The organism is Pseudomonas sp. CGJS7, from assembly GCF_036961695.1.
In genome coordinates this window covers 192,203-209,810 of record NZ_JBAMDI010000003.1, presented here as the reverse complement: position 1 = coordinate 209,810, position 17,608 = coordinate 192,203, and the positions used below count along the sequence as shown (strand labels likewise).

General features: G+C 61.2%; 17 protein-coding genes and 2 pseudogenes. 10 read left to right on the top strand and 9 right to left on the bottom strand.

The annotated features are described in order from the left end of the window. Positions 1-21 precede the first annotated feature (21 nt). A complete protein-coding gene (locus V7787_RS04025) occupies positions 22-1,569 on the bottom strand; it encodes an AmpG family muropeptide MFS transporter (RefSeq protein ID WP_014592267.1) in 1,548 nt (515 codons plus the stop codon). A gap of 43 nt (positions 1,570-1,612) precedes the next feature. Next, the gene (locus tag V7787_RS04020; protein ID WP_020191618.1) at positions 1,613-1,966 is read right to left on the bottom strand and encodes an MGMT family protein; all 354 of its coding nucleotides are present in this window, start codon (positions 1,964-1,966) and stop codon (positions 1,613-1,615) included. Positions 1,967-2,130: 164 nt separating this feature from the next. Here V7787_RS04020 and V7787_RS04015 point away from each other — a divergent pair, with 164 nt between their 5' ends. The 5 genes from V7787_RS04015 (at position 2,131) to groL (ending at position 6,709) form a co-directional block, all read left to right on the top strand. Beyond that, positions 2,131-3,141 (top strand): DUF481 domain-containing protein, encoded by a 1,011-nt coding sequence (locus V7787_RS04015; protein ID WP_064491143.1) that lies wholly within the window; start codon positions 2,131-2,133, stop codon positions 3,139-3,141. An 82-nt stretch (positions 3,142-3,223) separates the two neighbouring features. Further along, complete coding sequence (locus V7787_RS04010; protein ID WP_064491142.1) at positions 3,224-3,955, top strand: HugZ family pyridoxamine 5'-phosphate oxidase; 732 nt, start codon at positions 3,224-3,226, stop codon at positions 3,953-3,955. Between the two features lie 65 nt (positions 3,956-4,020). Next, positions 4,021-4,482: an FxsA family protein gene (locus V7787_RS04005; protein WP_003251903.1), complete on the top strand. Its 462-nt coding sequence runs from the start codon at positions 4,021-4,023 to the stop codon at positions 4,480-4,482. 243 nt (positions 4,483-4,725) lie between these two features. Next, positions 4,726-5,019 carry a co-chaperone GroES gene (locus V7787_RS04000; RefSeq protein ID WP_003251905.1) on the top strand — a complete coding sequence of 98 codons (294 nt, stop codon included), beginning with the start codon at positions 4,726-4,728 and terminating at the stop codon, positions 5,017-5,019. 49 nt (positions 5,020-5,068) lie between these two features. Beyond that, entirely contained in the window at positions 5,069-6,709 is a 1,641-nt protein-coding gene (groL, locus tag V7787_RS03995) for a chaperonin GroEL (RefSeq protein WP_010952474.1), read from the top strand. A 126-nt stretch (positions 6,710-6,835) separates the two neighbouring features. Here the strand turns inward: groL and pyk are convergent, their stop codons facing one another. Beyond that, on the bottom strand, positions 6,836-8,290 hold the full coding sequence (gene pyk / locus V7787_RS03990) for a pyruvate kinase (RefSeq protein ID WP_003251912.1): 1,455 nt from the start codon (positions 8,288-8,290) through the stop codon (positions 6,836-6,838). Between the two features lie 180 nt (positions 8,291-8,470). On the opposite strand from pyk, the gene V7787_RS03985 reads away from it, so the two are divergent. From V7787_RS03985 to sbcB, 3 genes are all read left to right on the top strand, one after another. Continuing rightward, the gene (locus V7787_RS03985; protein WP_064491141.1) at positions 8,471-8,857 is read left to right on the top strand and encodes a hypothetical protein; all 387 of its coding nucleotides are present in this window, start codon (positions 8,471-8,473) and stop codon (positions 8,855-8,857) included. A gap of 123 nt (positions 8,858-8,980) precedes the next feature. Further along, positions 8,981-9,340 (top strand): PilZ domain-containing protein, encoded by a 360-nt coding sequence (locus V7787_RS03980; RefSeq protein ID WP_012053641.1) that lies wholly within the window; start codon positions 8,981-8,983, stop codon positions 9,338-9,340. A 57-nt stretch (positions 9,341-9,397) separates the two neighbouring features. Next, positions 9,398-10,831, top strand: coding sequence for an exodeoxyribonuclease I (gene sbcB, locus V7787_RS03975; RefSeq protein ID WP_064491140.1), 1,434 nt, complete (start codon positions 9,398-9,400; stop codon positions 10,829-10,831). A 73-nt stretch (positions 10,832-10,904) separates the two neighbouring features. On the opposite strand, the gene mvaT is transcribed toward sbcB, so the two are convergent. Then, the gene (gene mvaT / locus V7787_RS03970; RefSeq protein ID WP_003251920.1) at positions 10,905-11,282 is read right to left on the bottom strand and encodes a histone-like nucleoid-structuring protein MvaT; all 378 of its coding nucleotides are present in this window, start codon (positions 11,280-11,282) and stop codon (positions 10,905-10,907) included. Between the two features lie 284 nt (positions 11,283-11,566). Here mvaT and purU point away from each other — a divergent pair, with 284 nt between their 5' ends. Both purU and V7787_RS03960 read left to right on the top strand, forming a co-directional pair. Beyond that, complete coding sequence (gene purU, locus V7787_RS03965) at positions 11,567-12,418, top strand: formyltetrahydrofolate deformylase (protein WP_003251921.1); 852 nt, start codon at positions 11,567-11,569, stop codon at positions 12,416-12,418. A gap of 92 nt (positions 12,419-12,510) precedes the next feature. Continuing rightward, positions 12,511-12,744, top strand: a complete 234-nt coding sequence (locus V7787_RS03960) for a hypothetical protein (protein ID WP_232968706.1) — start codon at positions 12,511-12,513, stop codon at positions 12,742-12,744. Here the strand turns inward: V7787_RS03960 and V7787_RS03955 are convergent. From V7787_RS03955 to V7787_RS53020, 5 genes and pseudogenes are all read right to left on the bottom strand, one after another. After that, complete coding sequence (locus tag V7787_RS03955; protein ID WP_336085842.1) at positions 12,650-13,642, bottom strand: lysylphosphatidylglycerol synthase transmembrane domain-containing protein; 993 nt, start codon at positions 13,640-13,642, stop codon at positions 12,650-12,652. The two genes, V7787_RS03960 and V7787_RS03955, sit on opposite strands and share 95 nt — an antisense overlap. Then, positions 13,639-14,403: a DUF2334 domain-containing protein gene (locus V7787_RS03950; RefSeq protein ID WP_049587348.1), complete on the bottom strand. Its 765-nt coding sequence runs from the start codon at positions 14,401-14,403 to the stop codon at positions 13,639-13,641. The genes V7787_RS03955 and V7787_RS03950 overlap by 4 nt, the downstream gene beginning before the upstream one ends. Continuing rightward, positions 14,396-15,517: a glycosyltransferase family 4 protein gene (locus V7787_RS03945; protein ID WP_020193164.1), complete on the bottom strand. Its 1,122-nt coding sequence runs from the start codon at positions 15,515-15,517 to the stop codon at positions 14,396-14,398. The genes V7787_RS03950 and V7787_RS03945 overlap by 8 nt, the downstream gene beginning before the upstream one ends. Positions 15,518-15,685: 168 nt before the next feature. Beyond that, positions 15,686-16,282 (bottom strand): annotated as a pseudogene (locus tag V7787_RS53025) (methyl-accepting chemotaxis protein); the annotation flags it as partial. A 261-nt stretch (positions 16,283-16,543) separates the two neighbouring features. Continuing rightward, positions 16,544-17,560 (bottom strand): annotated as a pseudogene (locus V7787_RS53020) (cache domain-containing protein); the annotation flags it as partial. Positions 17,561-17,608: the final 48 nt, after the last annotated feature.

Genomic DNA, 17,608 nt, shown 5'->3' with positions numbered 1-17,608 from the left:
CAGCACAGGCAATACAAAACTTCAGGGCCGCTCAGCCACCGAGTGGTCGTCCGCCACTGGCGTTCCCCGCCCGGCTTCCTGATGCCACTGCAGGGCAATCAGGATCAGCGTAGGCACCCCCAGCAGCGCCGTGATCAGGAAGAAGTCGTGGTAGCCGAACTTCTCCACAATAACGCCCGAATACCCGCCAATCAGCCGCGGCAACAGCAGCATGATCGAACTGAGCAGCGCGTACTGGGTCGCCGAGAACTTCAGGTTGGTCAGGCTTGACAGGTAGGCGACAAAGGCCGAGGTAGCCATGCCGGAGCTGAAGTTGTCCAGTGAGATGGTCACCACCAGCATTTCCAGGTTCGGCCCCATGTCAGCCAGCATCAGGAACAGGATGTTGGTGCCGGCAGAGGCTACGCCGCCGATGAACAGGATGGGCATGATGCCGAAGCGTACGATCAGCAGGCCGCCAACCCCGGCGCCGACCAGGGTCATGATCAGGCCGAAGATCTTGCTGACGCTGGCAATCTGGTCCTTGGTGAAGCCCATGTCGATATAGAACACGTTGGCCATCACCCCCATCACCGTGTCCGACATGCGATAGGTGGCGATCAGGCCTAGCAGCAGCAGAGCCTGCCAGCGGTAGCGGGTGATGAAGTCGTTGATCGGGGTCAGCACGGGGGCCAGGCCGCGACGGCCGAGGCTCGACAGGCAGGCCCAGGACAGCAGCACGTAGAGGATCAGGCGCAGGAAGGCGCGGTCTTCCAGCAGCAGGTCGAGCGGCGTGGCATCACCGGAGATCACGCTGGACCAGCCGGTATTGAACATCTGGGTGAAGCTGGCCGGTACCGAGACCAGCAGGATGATCAGCACGAACACCGAGGCCATCTGGTGCACCAGCCCGTAGCGCGCTGCCGATAGCTGGGTGCGCATGGGCACTGGTGGTTCGCGCATGACCAACGTGGTGAACAGGGCGGGCAGCATCATCACCCCGAACATCACGTACGTGCCGGCCCAGGCCTTGTGCAGGTAGCTGAAGCCGGTAGAGCCGAACCACTCGGCGAAGAACAGGGCACCGGCCGTGGCGAGCAAGGCAGCCACCCGGTAGCCGGCCATGTAGCTGGCTGCGAGCGCGGCCTGGCGCTGGTCGTCAGCGATTTCCAGGCGGTAGGCGTCGACAGCGATGTCCTGGGTAGCCGAGGCGAAGGCCACCAGTACGGCCATGGCGATCAGCCAGGAGAGGTGTTGTTGCGGGTCGCACAGGCTCATGCCGACCAGCCCGATCACCACCAGCGCTTGCGACAACAGCAGCCACGAACGCCGGCGCCCGAGGCCGCCAAGCAGCGGCAAGCGCCATTGGTCGAGCAGCGGTGACCAGACCCACTTGAAGGCGTAGGCCAAGCCAATCAGGCTGGCATAACCGATGGTTTCACGGGCAACGCCGGCTTCGCGCAACCATACCGACAGGGTCGAGAACACCAGCATGTAGGGCAGGCCGGCGGCGAAACCGAGTAGCAAAAGTACCAATGTTGACGGGCTGGCATAGGCAGCAAGCGCAGCGCGCCAGGTTTTACGGGGCATGGGCCAACATCTGCCTCAAGTTTTCGAAAACAAAGCGCGCACTCTAACCGCTGTGCTCCATTGGGCGCCAGCCATGGCGCGTCATATCCACACGATTGTTGCTTACATTCACACCTTCCCCGCGTAACCGCGCCCGTTGTTCATCGCCCGACGGGGTGCCCAGCGGCAGGCTCAACCGGCCACCTGCACCGAGCACCCGGTGCCAAGGCAGGCGTGTGTCTGCAGGCAACTGCCCCAGGGTACGCCCCACCCAGCGCGCCGCACGGCCAAGCCCGGCCAGTTCGGCCAGTTGGCCATAGCTCACGACCTTACCGGGTGGCACTTGGCCCAGTACTGAATAAAGCGCCGTTCGTCGGCCCTCGGCCGAATCAAGGGCGTGCTCATATCCATCAGACATCTCGCCCGCCTTGGGCTGCAGATGAAACCGGACCGGTGGTCTGGTAAATGAGAGTTGAACTCAACGGCATACTCCCGGTCTGTCCTTGCTCTGGTCGTGGGTATCTGGATAATGCCCGGCTTTTTCGTCAAATCGAACCCATAGTCCGCAAACAAAGCCCGTTTATGAATTCTAGATCCTTGTTGTGCCTTCTTGCTGTTTCCCTGTGTGCCTCTCCAGTGTGGGCCGACACTGTGTGGATGAAGAACGGTGACCGGCTAAGTGGCAAGATCAAGGTATTCGACGGCGGCAAGCTGCTGCTGGAAACCCCTTATGGCGGGTCCATCGCCCTGGACTGGAAGCAGGTCCAGACGCTGGAAAGCGACCAGGAGATGCTGGTCAAGCAGGACGCCTACAGCGGAGAGAAAGCCAAGTCGCTCAAGGCGGCAGAGCCAGGCAAGGTGACCTTGGCCAATGGCGATTCACCGAAGACGGTGGAGCTGGCCAGCATCGAGCAGATCATGAAGCCCAAGCCGCTGGTCGAGGATTTCGTGTGGAAAGGTAATGTCGACGTGGCGCTGGACTACAAGCGCGCAGAGAACGACACCGACGATTACGACGTGGGCTTCAAGACCACTGCCCGCCATGGCCGCTGGCGGCACAACGCCGAGGGTGAGTACAACCGCGAGACCAAGGACGACGTCACCACCACCAACAACTGGAGCGCCGAGTACGCGCTGGACCGCTTCATTACCGATAAGTGGTTCTGGCAGGGGCGTGCGGAATACAAGCGCGATCACATCGAAGACCTGGCCCGCCAGCGCACCGTGGGTACCGGCCCGGGTTACCAGTTCTGGGACGATGAGCTGGGTGCGTTCTCGCTGGGCTCACTGATCAACCGCACTGATTTCGAGTACCGGGACGGCGGCAAGGATAATTTCTATTCTGCGGCCGTGAAGTGGGATTACACCCGCTACCTGATCGGCAAGAACGTGCAGCTGTTCACCAACGGCGAGTTCGCCAAGCCGCTGGGTGGCGTGGCCGACTACTCGCTGGATGCCGAGGTTGGCCTGCGCTACAAGGTCACCGAGTGGGCCTCGCTGAACCTCAAGGCGGAGAAGGATATCATCACCGGCACGCGTGAGAGTGACCTGGACAAGACACGCTATACCGCGGGCTTCGGCGTTACCTGGTAAGGCGTCTGGATGCAGGTCAGTGGCACAGGCAGCTGATAATGCTTATCTTGTCCCCAACCCGTCCGCCAGGAGCCGCCCTCAAGTGAGTACCAACGCCATTCGCCCCGCCCGGGAACTGCTGCTCAAGGAATACCGCGGCGTGCTTTCGACACATTCCAGGTCGATGCCTGGCTACCCCTTCGGTTCGGTCGTGCCGTACTGCCTGGACGCCCAGGGCAACCCGCTGATCCTGATCAGCCGCATTGCCCAGCACACCCACAACCTGCAGAAGGACCCCAAGTGTTCGCTGCTGGTGGGTGAGCGCGAGGCCGAGGATGTGCAGGCGGTAGGGCGCCTGACGGTGATGGCCGAAGCGCACAAGCTGGTCGACGAGGCCGTCATCGAGGCCGCCGCCGAACGCTATTACCGCTATTTCCCGGACGCGGCCGACTACCACAAGGCCCACGATTTCGATTTCTGGGTGCTGCAACCGGTGCGCCACCGCTACATCGGCGGCTTCGGTGCGATCCACTGGCTTGACCATGTGACCTTGGCCAACCCGTTCGCGGGCAAGGCCGAGGGGAGCATGATCGAACACATGAACAGCGATCACGCCAGTGCCATTGCCCACTACGTCGAATTGACCGGGTTGCCACAGCACGTACCGGCGCAGATGGTTGGGGTAGACAGCGAAGGCATGCACCTGCGCATCGGCCAGGCAGTGCACTGGTTGCCTTTCCCCACTACTTGCAACACGCCGACACAAGTCCGCGAGGCCTTGGTTTTGCTGGCTCGCGCCGACCATTGGCCGCTTGTGATGCAAGCCGAGGGTTGAAATCCGGAGCGCAGGCATCCATTTGAGGTCTTATTGGAAGGTTATCTTCCGTCGAGGAACCCTTGATGCGTGCTTTTCTACTGCTGTTTCTGATTTTTCCTGTGCTGGAGCTGTTCGTCTTCGTGAAGGTCAGCGCGGCTATCGGTTTCTTCCCGGCGTTGCTGCTGATCATCGCCGGCTCCGCCCTGGGCGTACTGGTCATGCGGGTGGCCGGCCTGGCGACTGCATTGCGCGCCCGTGAAAGCCTGCAGCGCGGTGAATTGCCCGCCGAGGACATGTTCCAGGGCATGATGCTGGCCGTGGGCGGTGGCCTGTTGTTGCTGCCCGGCTTCATCAGCGACGTGCTGGGTGTGCTGTGCCTGCTGCCATTCACCCGCCGCCTGGCGGCGCGCAAGATGCGCGAGCGTGCCGAGGCCCAGGCCATGCGCCAGCGTGCATTCCAGGATGACCCCTTCCAGGCGCAGCCGCGTGATGGCGGCCACCGCCCGAACGTGATCGAAGGCGAGTACGAGCGCCGCGACAAGTAACAAGGACCGGGGCCGCGCAAGCGGCCCCGGTTTTTTTGGGCCTGATGAAAAATTTTCTATCTCGAGCCTTGTAATTGGATGTGGCGGCCTCATGTATGTGGTCACCGCAAGGTTTCTGGTGGCAACACCAGACATTACACAGGTGGTTCGCTCACAGCGGGCCACCCCCGGCAACGCCGGACAGCATCAAAACCGCCGGTGTCGAACCGGCCGATGAAAACCACAATTTGGGAGAGATCGACAATGAAACTTCGTCCTCTGCATGACCGCGTAGTCATCCGTCGCAGCGAAGAAGAATCGAAAACCGCTGGCGGTATCGTCCTGCCGGGTTCGGCCGCTGAAAAACCAAACCGCGGCGAAGTTGTAGCCGTCGGCACCGGTCGCGTTCTGGACAACGGCGAAGTTCGCGCGCTGGCCGTGAAAGTGGGTGACAAAGTGGTTTTCGGCCCGTACTCGGGCAGCAACACCGTGAAAGTCGATGGCGAAGACCTGCTGGTCATGGCCGAGAACGAAATCCTCGCCGTTGTCGAAGGCTGATTTCCCCCGACTTCCCGTTACTCCAAAGTTTTTCAAGGATTAAACGATCATGGCTGCTAAAGACGTAAAATTTGGTGATTCCGCTCGTAAGAAAATGCTGGTTGGTGTCAACGTTCTGGCTGACGCGGTAAAAGCGACCCTGGGCCCGAAAGGCCGTAACGTGGTACTGGCCAAGAGCTTCGGCGCGCCGACCATCACCAAGGACGGCGTTTCCGTCGCCAAAGAAATCGAGCTGAAAGACGCTTTCGAAAACATGGGCGCCCAGCTGGTCAAGGAAGTTGCTTCCAAGGCCAACGACGCTGCCGGTGACGGCACCACCACCGCTACCGTTCTGGCTCAGGCCATCGTCAACGAAGGCCTGAAAGCCGTCGCTGCCGGCATGAACCCGATGGACCTGAAGCGCGGTATCGACAAGGCCACTGCTGCCGTTGTTGCCGAGCTGAAGAACCTGTCCAAGCCATGCGCCGACTCCAAGGCCATCGCCCAGGTAGGTACCATCTCTGCCAACTCCGACAACTCCATCGGTGAAATCATCGCCGAAGCCATGGAAAAAGTCGGTAAAGAAGGCGTGATCACCGTTGAAGAAGGCTCGGGCCTGGAAAACGAACTGTCCGTCGTAGAAGGCATGCAGTTCGACCGCGGCTACCTGTCGCCGTACTTCGTCAACAAGCCGGACACCATGGTTGCCGAGCTGGAAGGCCCGCTGCTGCTGCTGGTCGACAAGAAAATCTCCAACATCCGTGAGCTGCTGCCAGTGCTGGAAGCCGTTGCCAAGGCCGGCCGCCCACTGCTGATCGTTGCCGAAGACGTTGAAGGTGAAGCGCTGGCTACCCTGGTAGTCAACAACATGCGCGGCATCGTCAAGGTTGCTGCAGTCAAGGCTCCGGGCTTCGGCGATCGCCGCAAGGCCATGCTGCAGGACATCGCTGTCCTGACTGGCGGCCAGGTCATCTCCGAAGAAATCGGCCTGTCCCTGGAAACCGCTACCCTGGAGCACCTGGGTAACGCCAAGCGCGTCATCCTGTCCAAGGAAAACACCACCATCATCGACGGTGCTGGCGCTGACACCGAGATCGAAGCACGCGTCAAGCAGATCCGTGCCCAGATCGAAGAAACTTCCTCGGACTACGACCGTGAGAAGCTGCAAGAGCGTCTGGCCAAGCTGGCTGGCGGTGTTGCCGTGATCAAGGTCGGTGCCGGCACCGAAGTTGAAATGAAAGAGAAGAAAGCCCGCGTTGAAGACGCCCTGCACGCTACCCGTGCAGCCGTTGAAGAAGGCGTGGTGCCTGGCGGTGGTGTTGCCCTGGTTCGCGCCCTGGCAGCCATCATCGACCTGAAAGGCGACAACGAAGACCAGAACGTCGGTATCGCGCTGCTGCGTCGCGCTGTTGAATCCCCGCTGCGCCAGATCACTGCCAACGCCGGTGATGAGCCAAGCGTGGTTGCTGACAAGGTCAAGCAAGGTTCGGGCAACTTCGGCTACAACGCCGCTACCGGTGAATACGGCGACATGATCGAGATGGGTATCCTGGACCCAGCCAAGGTCACTCGCTCGGCGCTGCAAGCTGCTGCTTCGATCGGTGGTCTGATGATCACCACCGAAGCCATGGTTGCCGACCTGCCGGAAGACAAGCCAGCTGCTGGCATGCCTGATATGGGCGGCATGGGTGGCATGGGCGGCATGATGTAAGCCAGCCTTACCCTCTGCACCATAAAAAGGCCCCGGTTCGCGAGAACCGGGGCCTTTTTTTATTGCTGTCGGGGCCTCTTCGCAGCACAAGGCTGCGCTTGAGCCTTGTGCTGTGAAACGAGTGGATCAACCGACCAGCGGATCACCGACGTGCAGGATCTTCATGCCGTTGGTGCCACCGATGGTGTGGTAGCTGTCACCCTTGGTCAGGATCACCCAGTCACCTTGCTCCACCAGGCCACGTTTGAGCAGCTCGTCGACCGCCGCCTGGCTCACCTTGTCGGCCGGCAGCGCGGCCGGGTCGAAGGCAATCGGGTACACGCCACGGAACATCGAGGCGCGCGCCTGGGTGGCGCGGTGCGGCGACAGGGCGAAGATCGGTACATGCGAACGCAGGCGCGACATGATCAGCGGGGTGTAGCCGCTTTCGGTCAGGGCGATGATCGCCTTTACGCCCGGGAAGTGGTTGGCAGTGTACATGGCCGCCAAGGCGATGCTTTCGTCGCAGCGCTGGAAGGTGGTGTGCAGGCGATGGCTGGACTTCTGGCTGGTCGGGTGCTTTTCGGCACCCAGGCAGATGCGTGCCATGGCCTGGACAGCTTCGATCGGGTAGGAACCGGCGGCGCTTTCGGCCGACAGCATCACCGCATCGGTGTTGTCCAGCACGGCGTTGGCCACGTCGGACACTTCCGCGCGGGTCGGCATCGGGTTCTGGATCATCGACTCCATCATCTGGGTCGCCACGATCACGGCCTTGTTGTTGCGGCGGGCGTGCTGGATGATCTTCTTCTGGATAGCGATCAGCTCAGCGTCGCCGATTTCCACGCCCAGGTCACCACGGGCAACCATAACAGCGTCGGAGGCGGCGATCAGCTTGTCGAGGGTCTCGTCATCGGCCACCGCTTCGGCGCGTTCGATCTTGGCTACCAGCCAGGCGCTGCCGCCGGCTTCGTCACGCAGCTTGCGCGCGTATTCCATGTCGCTGGCGTCACGCGGGAAGGATACGGCCAGGTAGTCCAGGTCCATTTCCGCAGCCAGTTTGATGTCGGCCTTGTCTTTTTCGGTCAGGGCCGGTGCGGTCAGGCCGCCACCTTTACGGTTGATGCCTTTGTGGTCCGACAGTGGGCCACCGATGATCACCACGCAGTGCAGGGCATCTGCAGTGGCGGTTTCGACGCGCATGACCACGCGGCCATCGTCGAGCAGCAGTTCGTCACCAACGCCGCAGTCCTTGACCAGGTCGGGGTAGTCGATACCGACGATGTCCTGGTTGCCTTCGGTCAGCGGGTGGGCGGTGGAGAAGGTGAACTTGTCACCGATCTTCAGTTCGATGCGCTTGTTGGCGAACTTGGCGATGCGGATCTTCGGACCCTGCAGGTCGCCCAGCAGTGCAACATGGCGGCCATTCTTGGCGGCGATGTCACGGATCAGGCGCGCGCGGGCCTTGTGCTCGTCCGGCGTGCCGTGGGAGAAGTTCAGACGTGCCACGTCCAGGCCGGCGAGGATCAGTTGTTCGATCACTTCCGGCGAGTTGCTGGCGGGGCCAAGGGTGGCGACGATTTTGGTGCGGCGGATGCTCATGCACAGACTCCTATAGTGAAGCGCAGCGAAAGGCTACTCCTGAATCTCGCTGTAGTCATTGTTCCGTTGCACTACCTGCAACCAAGGCAGGGTGGCATTTGAACGGGGCAGGGTATCCTTGCAAAAGGGTGTGAAGATTTGCAGGCAAACGCCGATACACTGGCATCAAAGGAGATCCCCATGCGAGCCCTGATCGTTTTAGCCTTGGCCGCCAGCGCCGTCGGCTGTACCCGCTGGTCCATGGACCACCACCTGAACAATGCCTACCGCGCCTACGACCGCGGCGATTGCGCACGGGTCATGCTCGAACTGTCGCAGGTTGACCGCACCAGCCGTGCCCGGCCGTTCATCCACCCCGAAGTGTCACTGCTGCGCGGCCAGTGCCTGGAGCGCCAGGCGTTGTACGTGGACGCGGCGCAGACCTATCAGTACCTGATCCAGCAGCACCCGGGCAACGAATATGCCTATCGCGCCCGGGCGCGCCTGCAGACCTTGGAAAAACTCGGCCATTTGCGCGGTGCAGAAACGGCCGTGGCCAACCCGGTGACGACCGTACCTTGGCGCTAACACAAAGGTGTGGTTTATTTCACGGGATTTGCTGCGCGTGCTGCGCTAATCTGTAACTCAGCTGTTACAACAACCGCCAGTACCTAGTATTCCTGGCATCAGGTACGGAATACACTCGCGATCATGTTCAACAAGCGCCACATAGAACGTCATCAGCTACCTTGTGTCCTCAAGGTGTTCAACCGCTTTACCGGTCAGGAGATCGGTCAGCTAGGCAATGCCTCTGAAAATGGGTTGATGGTCATCAGCCAGCTGCCCGTGTTGGTCGGGCCCGATTACGAGCTGCAACTGCGTATGCCCCTGCCTGGCGGCGGGCACCAGTTCGTCAACCTCACTGCCAGTTGCCTGTGGTGCCGCGAGGACCAGACGCCTGGGCACTACGATTCGGGCTTCATGCTGCTGCAGTCTCCGCGCGAGTACGATGATTTCGTACGTTCGTTGCGCGACTATTTCAGTTTCCGCCCCGCCAACGCTCCCGTCTGAACGTTCATTTTTCAGAATCGCGCTAGAATCGGGTCGACCTTGATACAGGACGACCCCGTGACCTCCAGCATTTTCTGGCACGACTATGAAACCACCGGCATCAACCCGCGCTGCGATCGGCCGCTGCAGGTGGCCGGCCTGCGCACTGACTTCGACCTTAACGAAATCGACGAGCCAATCAGCCTTTATTGCCGACCGTCGGACGACATCCTGCCGCACCCGGCGGCCTGCCTGGTGACAGGCATTACGCCGCAACTGCTGGCGGAGCAGGGCCTGTGCGAAGCCGAGTTCATGACTCGCGTGCATGCCCAGCTGGCGCAACCGGGCACCTGTGGTGCCGGCTACAACACCCTGCGCTTCGACGATGAAGTGACCCGCTACAGCCTTTACCGCAACTTTTTCGACCCCTATGCCCGTGAATGGCAGGGAGGCAATAGCCGCTGGGACCTGATCGACATTGTGCGTACCGCCTATGCCTTGCGCCCGGAAGGCATTGAATGGCCGCAACAGGACGGGCGCACCAGCCTGCGTCTGGAACTGCTGAGCAAGGCCAATGGCATTGACCACGGTCATGCCCACGAAGCGCTTTCCGACGTGCGGGCAACCATTGCCTTGGCTCGCCTGATTCGGCAGAAACAACCCAAGTTGTATGACTGGCTGTTTCAGCTGCGCAGCAAGCATAAAGTAATGGAGCAGGTCCGTCTGTTGCAGCCACTGGTGCATATATCCGGGCGTTTTTCGGCGGCGCGCAATTACCTGGGGGTCGTATTGCCACTGGCCTGGCACCCGCGTAATCGCAATGCACTGATTGTCTGCGACCTGCATCAGGAAACCCTACCGTTACTGCGGGAAAGTGCTGAAGTTTTACGTCAGCGCTTGTACACCCGGCATGATGAATTGGCCGAAGGTGAATTACCGGTACCGCTCAAATTGGTGCAGATCAATCGCTGTCCGGTAGTGGCGCCGCTGTCCGTATTGCGCCCGGTCGATCAACAACGATTGGGCCTGGACTTGACGTTGTTACAATCGCGCGGTGAACAACTGGCCAATCAACAGGCGCAATGGCAAGAAAAGCTGGAGCACATCTATGGCAAGGACGAGTTCGCCCCGAGTGAGGACCCGGAACAGCAGTTGTATGATGGTTTTATAGGTGACCGCGACCGGCGCTTATGCGAGCAAGTTCGTGCGCTGGAACCGGCGCAGTTGAGCCATGGCCAATGGATGTTCGATGATCCGCGTTTGCCGGAGCTGTTGTTCCGCTACCGGGCACGTAACTTCCCTGAAACCTTGACCGGCGAGGAGCGGCAACGTTGGTATGGCTTCTGCCAACAGCGCCTGAGCGACCCGCAGTGGGGGGCGCCGAATACCTTGGGCGACTTCGAAAAGGCGCGCCAGCAAGCCTGGGAGGGCGCCGACGAGGCAGGCAGGCGCGTGTTGGAGGCCTGGCAACTGCATGCTCGACAACTGCAGGAACGCTATTCCATCGGCTGATGGCAGATAAACAAAAACGCCGGCAATGTGCCGGCGTTTTTGTTGTGCGAAGCAAGAGGGCGTATGCGGATAATCAGTCCAGCAGGGTTGCCCAGCTTTCAACCACGTCGCCGCCCCAAGTGGCTTTCCACTCTTTCAGGGTCTTGTGGTTGCCGCCTTTGGTTTCGATCACTTCACCGTTGTGCGGGTTCTTGTATTGCTTGACCTTGCGTGCGCGCTTGGTGGCGGTAGTCTTGACCGAACCACGAGGTGCCTTGCTCAGTTTCGACTCTGGATCGAGCAGGGCAATCACGTCGCGCAGCGACTTGGAGTACTCGCCCATCAGTGTGCGCAGTTTGCCTTCGAACTCCAGTTCTTTCTTCAGCTTGTCATCCTGCGACAGATTGGCCAGGCGGGCCTGAAGTTCCTTGATGGCTTCTTCGGTGGCGCGGTACTCGTTGATCAGGGACATGGAGTGTTCCTTAATGCGTGTTCAGAAATGTGTGGGGCAATAATAGACAGCCCATACTCGCAAGTAAACATAAGATTGGGCAATTAACTGTTAATTAAGCTGTGACAGCATTTCTCTACGTGAACAAAATTTTACATATGCCCCGTGCGTTTCCTCTTGTCTGTCAGGCAGCGCCCGTGTGGCGTTTTCGGGCTTGCATATGCCATCGCGGTAACGATCAATACTGCGTTTTTTCTGGCGGACCGCTAGAATAGGCGCCTTTGCGAAGTTCTGGAGTCTCATTCATGCGCACCTATCGTCTGGTGATCGCCTGCCCCGACCGTGTAGGCATCGTGGCGAAAGTCAGTAATTTCCTGGCCTTGTACAATGGCTGGATCAACGAAGCCAGCCACCACTCCGATGAGCAGAGCGGTTGGTTCTTCATGCGTCATGAAATCCGCGCTGAATCGCTGCCGTTCGGTATCGAAGCCTTCCGTGAGGCGTTTGCGCCGATCGCCGAAGAGTTCTCCATGACCTGGCGCATTACCGACTCGGCTCAGAAAAAACGCGTGGTATTGATGGCCAGCCGTGAGTCGCACTGCCTGGCAGACTTGCTGCACCGCTGGCACACCGATGAGCTGGACTGCGAGATCCCTTGCGTGATTTCCAACCACAACGACCTGCGCAGCATGGTCGAGTGGCACGGTATTCCGTTCTTCCATGTACCGGTCGACCCCAAAGACAAGGCCCCGGCCTTTGCCGAAGTGTCGCGCCTGGTGCAGGAGCATGCCGCCGACGTCGTGGTGCTGGCCCGCTACATGCAGATCCTGCCGCCACAACTGTGCCGGGACTATGCCGAGAAGGTGATCAACATCCATCACAGCTTCCTGCCGTCGTTCGTCGGCGCCAAGCCTTACCACCAGGCCGCCCTGCGTGGGGTGAAGCTGATCGGCGCGACGTGCCACTACGTCACCGAAGAGCTGGATGCCGGCCCGATCATCGAGCAGGATGTGGTGCGTGTCAGCCATGCCGACAGCATCGAGGACATGGTCCGCTTCGGCCGTGATGTGGAGAAGATGGTGCTGGCCCGTGGCCTGCGTTATCACCTGGAGGACCGCGTGTTGGTGCATGGTAACAAGACTGTGGTGTTCGACTGACACCGTCCGGCTTGCTGTGAGATTCCGGGCTGCTGCGCAGCCCTGTCACGACAGGGGCGCAGAGCGCCCCGGCAATCCTGGGTGAAACGGCCATGACCAAGCAACGCAACAACCCCGTCGCCTCACCTCCACCGACCCTTGGCGAAGGCTGCCTGGCCCGCTACGACCCTGAAGCCCTGGATGACACGGATGGCACCGACTTCCCCGGCGCCGCCGAACTATGGCAACAGCTCAACCCGCCTGACGCCGCCAGCGCTCCAGCAACGGACGTCCCAGCAGGCACACAAACACCGGCCCCCCAGCCAGCAGATAAAAGTAGTACGTAACCGCCCGCCATATCAGGATTGCCGCAGCTGCGGTCGAGCTGCCCACCAAGGGTGTCAACAGGCTGGCCGACGTCAGCTCGGCGGCCCCGGCGCCGCCAGGCAGCAGACTGAATTGGCCGGCGCTGAGCGACAGCATCTGCACCAGGAAGCTGGGAATCCAGTGCAGGTCTACCCCCAAGCCCCGCAGCACCAGGTACAAGACGCTGTAGCGCAGCCCCCAGTGGATGCAGGTCAGGGTGAACACCAGGCTCAGCCTGCGCTTGGGCAGGCGCCAGGTCTGCGCCAGTGCTGCAACGAAGTGCAGCAGTTTGCGCGCCCAGCGACGTTTGCGCGGCTGGCCCATCCCCATGCGCTGCAACAGCCTGCCGTTCATGCGCATTATCGGGCGCCGGTAGCGCAACAGCCCGATCACCCCGGCCAACGCTGTGCACAGCAGTAACGCACTGCCAAGCAACATGCTTTCCTGGCTGCGGCCCAGGCTGTGGAACAGCGCGTAGCCGGCAATCGCCAGCATTGCGCAGAAGAAGAACACCAGGTCGTTCAACTGGTCCATGGCAAAAACGGCGCCGCTGCGCGCCGGGCGGATGCGGTCTCGCGCCAGCAGGGCCATCAGGGTCAGCGGCCCACCACTGCCGCCAGGGGTGGTGCAGATGGCAAACTCGGTGGCCATGACCACGCCCAGGCTGCGAGCATGGCTCAACTGTTTTGCCAGCTCACCCAGCAACAGGCGCAGGCGCAGCGCATTGATGACCCAGCACAACAGAATCATCCCCAGCAGCATGAGCAGCAGGTGCGGGTCGAACCGGCTCAGCCTCGGCAGCAGCTCGCTACCACCCAGCAATGCTGGCACCAGCGCTGCACCCAGCAATGCCAGCGCCAGCCAGGCCCAGCGCTTCATGCTGCCCCCTGGCGCTCCAGCCAGGCAGATTTGGTCAGCGGTTCGCGGCCATCCTTCAACAGTCTCTCCAGCGTGCGCAACCAATAGTCACGGGATGAGCGATGGCGCATGTCTACAGGGTGCAGCCCCAAGCGCAACGTGCTCGCGCCCCGCCAGCGCTGGCATTGCCAGTCGCATAGCGTGCGGGACAGTTTGCGACGCCATGCGCTCCGGGCGCTCCAGACCAGGCCTGGCGCATCAATGGCCGTAAAGTCCGGCAAGCGGTACAGATGCTGCGGTGTACTGGTGTATTTCAGTGGCAGGCGGCACAGCGCTTGCCGCGTGCCCTGGCTCATGAGCCAGGCCGGTGCGACAAACCCTGCCACAGGCCACCCTTGGTCCTCGAACAGTGCCAGGCCCTCCTGTAGCCGGGTAAGCGCTTCGTTCTCATCAAGGCTGTAGAACTCGCCTTCATGGGTATAAATGCGCCGCATGAAGTAGTCGACGGGGCTGCGCGGTACGGGGCCTTCGTCAGCATGGGCATAGCCGTGAAGCGCCAGTTCGTCGCCTTTGGCAAGGCGTTCGTCCAGCAGACGGCAGAACGAAGGTGCCTGGTGCAGCGGATTGCGTCGATGGAAGTCCGGGACCACCAGCCATGTCATTGGCACGTGGCCCAGCGCGTCCACGGCCCCTACGAACGGTTCATAGTCCGGCCAGGTTTCCGGGGCAACATCATGCAACACCAGCATGAGGCTGCGCTGGCTGGCGGAAGGCTCAAGCATGGGCGCGCACCTGCGGCTGGTGGCCGAGCACGGCCTGGTAGTGCTGGAGCAGGCCAGCTACCACGTTATCCCATGAATAATGTTGCTCTACATGGTGGCGGGCCTGCACGCCGAGCTCGCGGATACCTGCCTCGAACGCCTCGCGCACGGCGGATGCCATGGCCCGGCCATCGTTGGGCGTGCACAGGCGGCCACACTGTTCGTTGATGATTTCAGGGAAAGCACCGGCGCGCACGGCCACCACGGGGGTGGCGCTGGCCATGGCTTCGAGAATGACCAGGCCGAATGTTTCCTGGTCGCCAGCATGCACCAACAAGTCGGCGCTGGCGATCAGCCGGGCCACCTCGGCAGCCGGGCAGAAGTGATCGATGACGCTGACGTTGTGCGGCACGCTGGCCGGCATGTTCGAGCCCACCAGTAACAGGTGGTAGGGGTCGCCGAGTCGCTGCATGCAGTCAAGCAGCACCGGCAGGTTCTTTTCTCGCGAGCCGCGGCCGGCAAAGATCAACAGGCGGCTGGTGTCGGCAATGCCCAGTTCGGCACGTACATGTGGGTCGCGCCGGGAGGGGTGGAAAGTGGCAAGGTCAACGCCCAGCGGCTGCACATGGACATCGCGCACGCCCAAGCGGCGTAGTTTGTCGGCCATCACCTGGCTGGGGGCCAGTACCCGATCAAAATTGCCGTAGAGCTTGCTGACGTAGGCCTCGACATTGGGTGCGAACCAGTTGCCCATGCGGTTGCTGACCAGTAACGGCAGGTCGGAATGGTAGAAACCGATCACGGGCACGTCGAGCTGGCGCCGCGCCTCCAGCGCCGCCCAGGCGGTCAGGTAGGGGTCGCCAACTTCGATCAGGTCGGGTTTGAGCGTGCGCAGTGTATTGCACCAGGGGGCCAGGCGTACCGGAAAGCGGTAACCCTTGCCAAACGGCAAGGGCGGCGCAGGTACCTGATAGATGCCATCGCCGTGTTGGGCGCTGGCACCGGGAATCAACAGGCTGTGGCGTACGCCGTGAATGGCGTCGAGACGGTGATGTTTGGCATCAAGATAGGTACGTACGCCACCGCTGGCCGGGGCGTAGAACATGGTGATGTCGGCGATGTGCACGATCAGCATCCCTCCGGGATCGTCTTCGGGTCTGTCATCCGGCGTTGAATTGCCGGCGATGAAATGCCTAAAGGTGGACCTATCAGAAGGATAGTTTGTTCGATCGGTTTGAGAGGAGGGGAGTGCGTAATGCCTGGCGCAGCGCAGAGGCTGCGCCAGGCGAATGTGTAGCCTCTATCAGATACGGAAGCTGCCCACCAGGTGCTTCAGGCGGCCAGCCTGCTGCTCGAGGTCGGAGCAGGCGCGCAGGGTCGCTTGCAGGTTCTCCACGCCTTCCTGGTTGAGCATGTTGATCTCGTTGATGTCCATGTTGATCGCCTCGACCACGGCGGTCTGCTCTTCGGTGGCAGTGGCCACCGACTGGTTCATGCCGTCGATCTCGCCAATGCGCACGGTAACGCTGTCCAGTCGCTCACCCGCCTGGTTGGCGATCTGCATGCTGTCCTGGCTGTGGCGCTGGCTCTGCTCCATGGTGTCGACCGACTCGCGGGCACCGACTTGCAGCTCTTCGATCATGGTCTGCACTTGCTGCGCCGACTCCTGGGTGCGGTGCGCCAGATTGCGCACCTCATCGGCGACCACGGCAAAGCCACGCCCGGCCTCACCGGCGCGGGCCGCTTCGATGGCGGCGTTCAGCGCCAGCAGGTTGGTCTGCTGGGAAATGCTGGTGATCACTTCCAGGATCTGGCCGATATTCACGGTCTTGCTGTTCAGTGTTTCGATGTGCGCGCTGGAGGTGACGATCAGGTCGGACAGGCGGTTCATCGCGGCAATGTTGCGCTCGACCACTTGCTGGCCTTCTTCGGCCAGCAGGCGCGCGGAGCTTGCGTGCTGCGAAGCCTGGGCGGCGTTGCCGGCGATTTCCTGAGCCGCAGCGCCCAGTTCGTTGATGGCGGCGGCGACACTGTTGGTGCGGTTGGACTGCTCGTCGGAGTTGGTCATCGACGAGTTCGAAGCGCTGATCACCCGCAGGGCCACTTCGTTGACCTGCTCGGTGGCCGAGGACACTTCGCGAATGCTGCTGTGAATGCGTTCGACGAAGCGATTGAAGGCGTTGCCGAGGACACCGAATTCGTCGTGGCTGTGGATGTGCAGGCGCTTGGTCAGGTCGCCCTCACCTTCGGCGATGTCTTCCATGGCGCGGGTCATGGTGTGCAGCGGTTGCATCAACACGCGGATCAGCAGGCCGAGCAGGCCGATGATGATCACCACTGCCACTACCGTGGCGATCACCGCAGAGGTGCGGAAGGTGCTGAGCATCGAGAAGGCCTTGTCCTTGTCCACCGACAGGCCGATGTACCAGTTCGCCGACGGCAGGCCGGTAATCGGGCTGAAGGTCAGCAGGCGGGTCTGGCCATCGCTTTGCACTTCGGTCAGCTCGCCGGTCAGTTTCGGCGTGTGCTGCGGGAACAGGTCCGACAGCGACTTCATGACCAGATCCTTATCCGGGTGCACCAGGATCTTGCCCTGGTCGTTGACCAGGAAGGCGTATCCCATGCCGCCGAAGTTCAGCGAGTTGATGATCTGCACCAGGCCGTCCAGGGCCAGGTCGCCGCCGACCACGCCAACGCTGCTGGAGACCTTGCTGAGGATGCCGATGACCATCTTGTTGGTGGTCATGTCGATGTAGGGTTCGGTCAGCGTCGCGCCGCTGGCATTCATGCCGTCCTTGTACCAAGGGCGGGTGCGCGGGTCGTAGCCGTCGGGCATCTTCGCGTCCGGGCGCACGCTGAAACCGCCGTCGACTTTGCCCAGGTAGACCGTGAGGAAGCTGGATATCAGCGCATTCTGACCCATCAGGGTTTCGGCGTTGGCCGGGTCCTGGGCAATGTTCTGCGCCAGGTTTTCCACCAGTTTTATCCGGCCCTCGAACAGGTTGCGAATGTTGGTCGACGTGGAGGCGCCCATTTCAGCCAGATAATTTTCCAGGTCCTCGCGGATCGCATTACGCTGGAGGTAATCGTTGTAGAGGGTGAAAAGGCTGAAGGCGAGTATCACGATCAGTGATGCCGCCAAAAGAATCTTGTGGCTGAAACGAAGGCTTTTGTTCATGGCGTAATCGGTTCCGCTAAGGTTTTATATCAGGCGTTCGCACGAGTG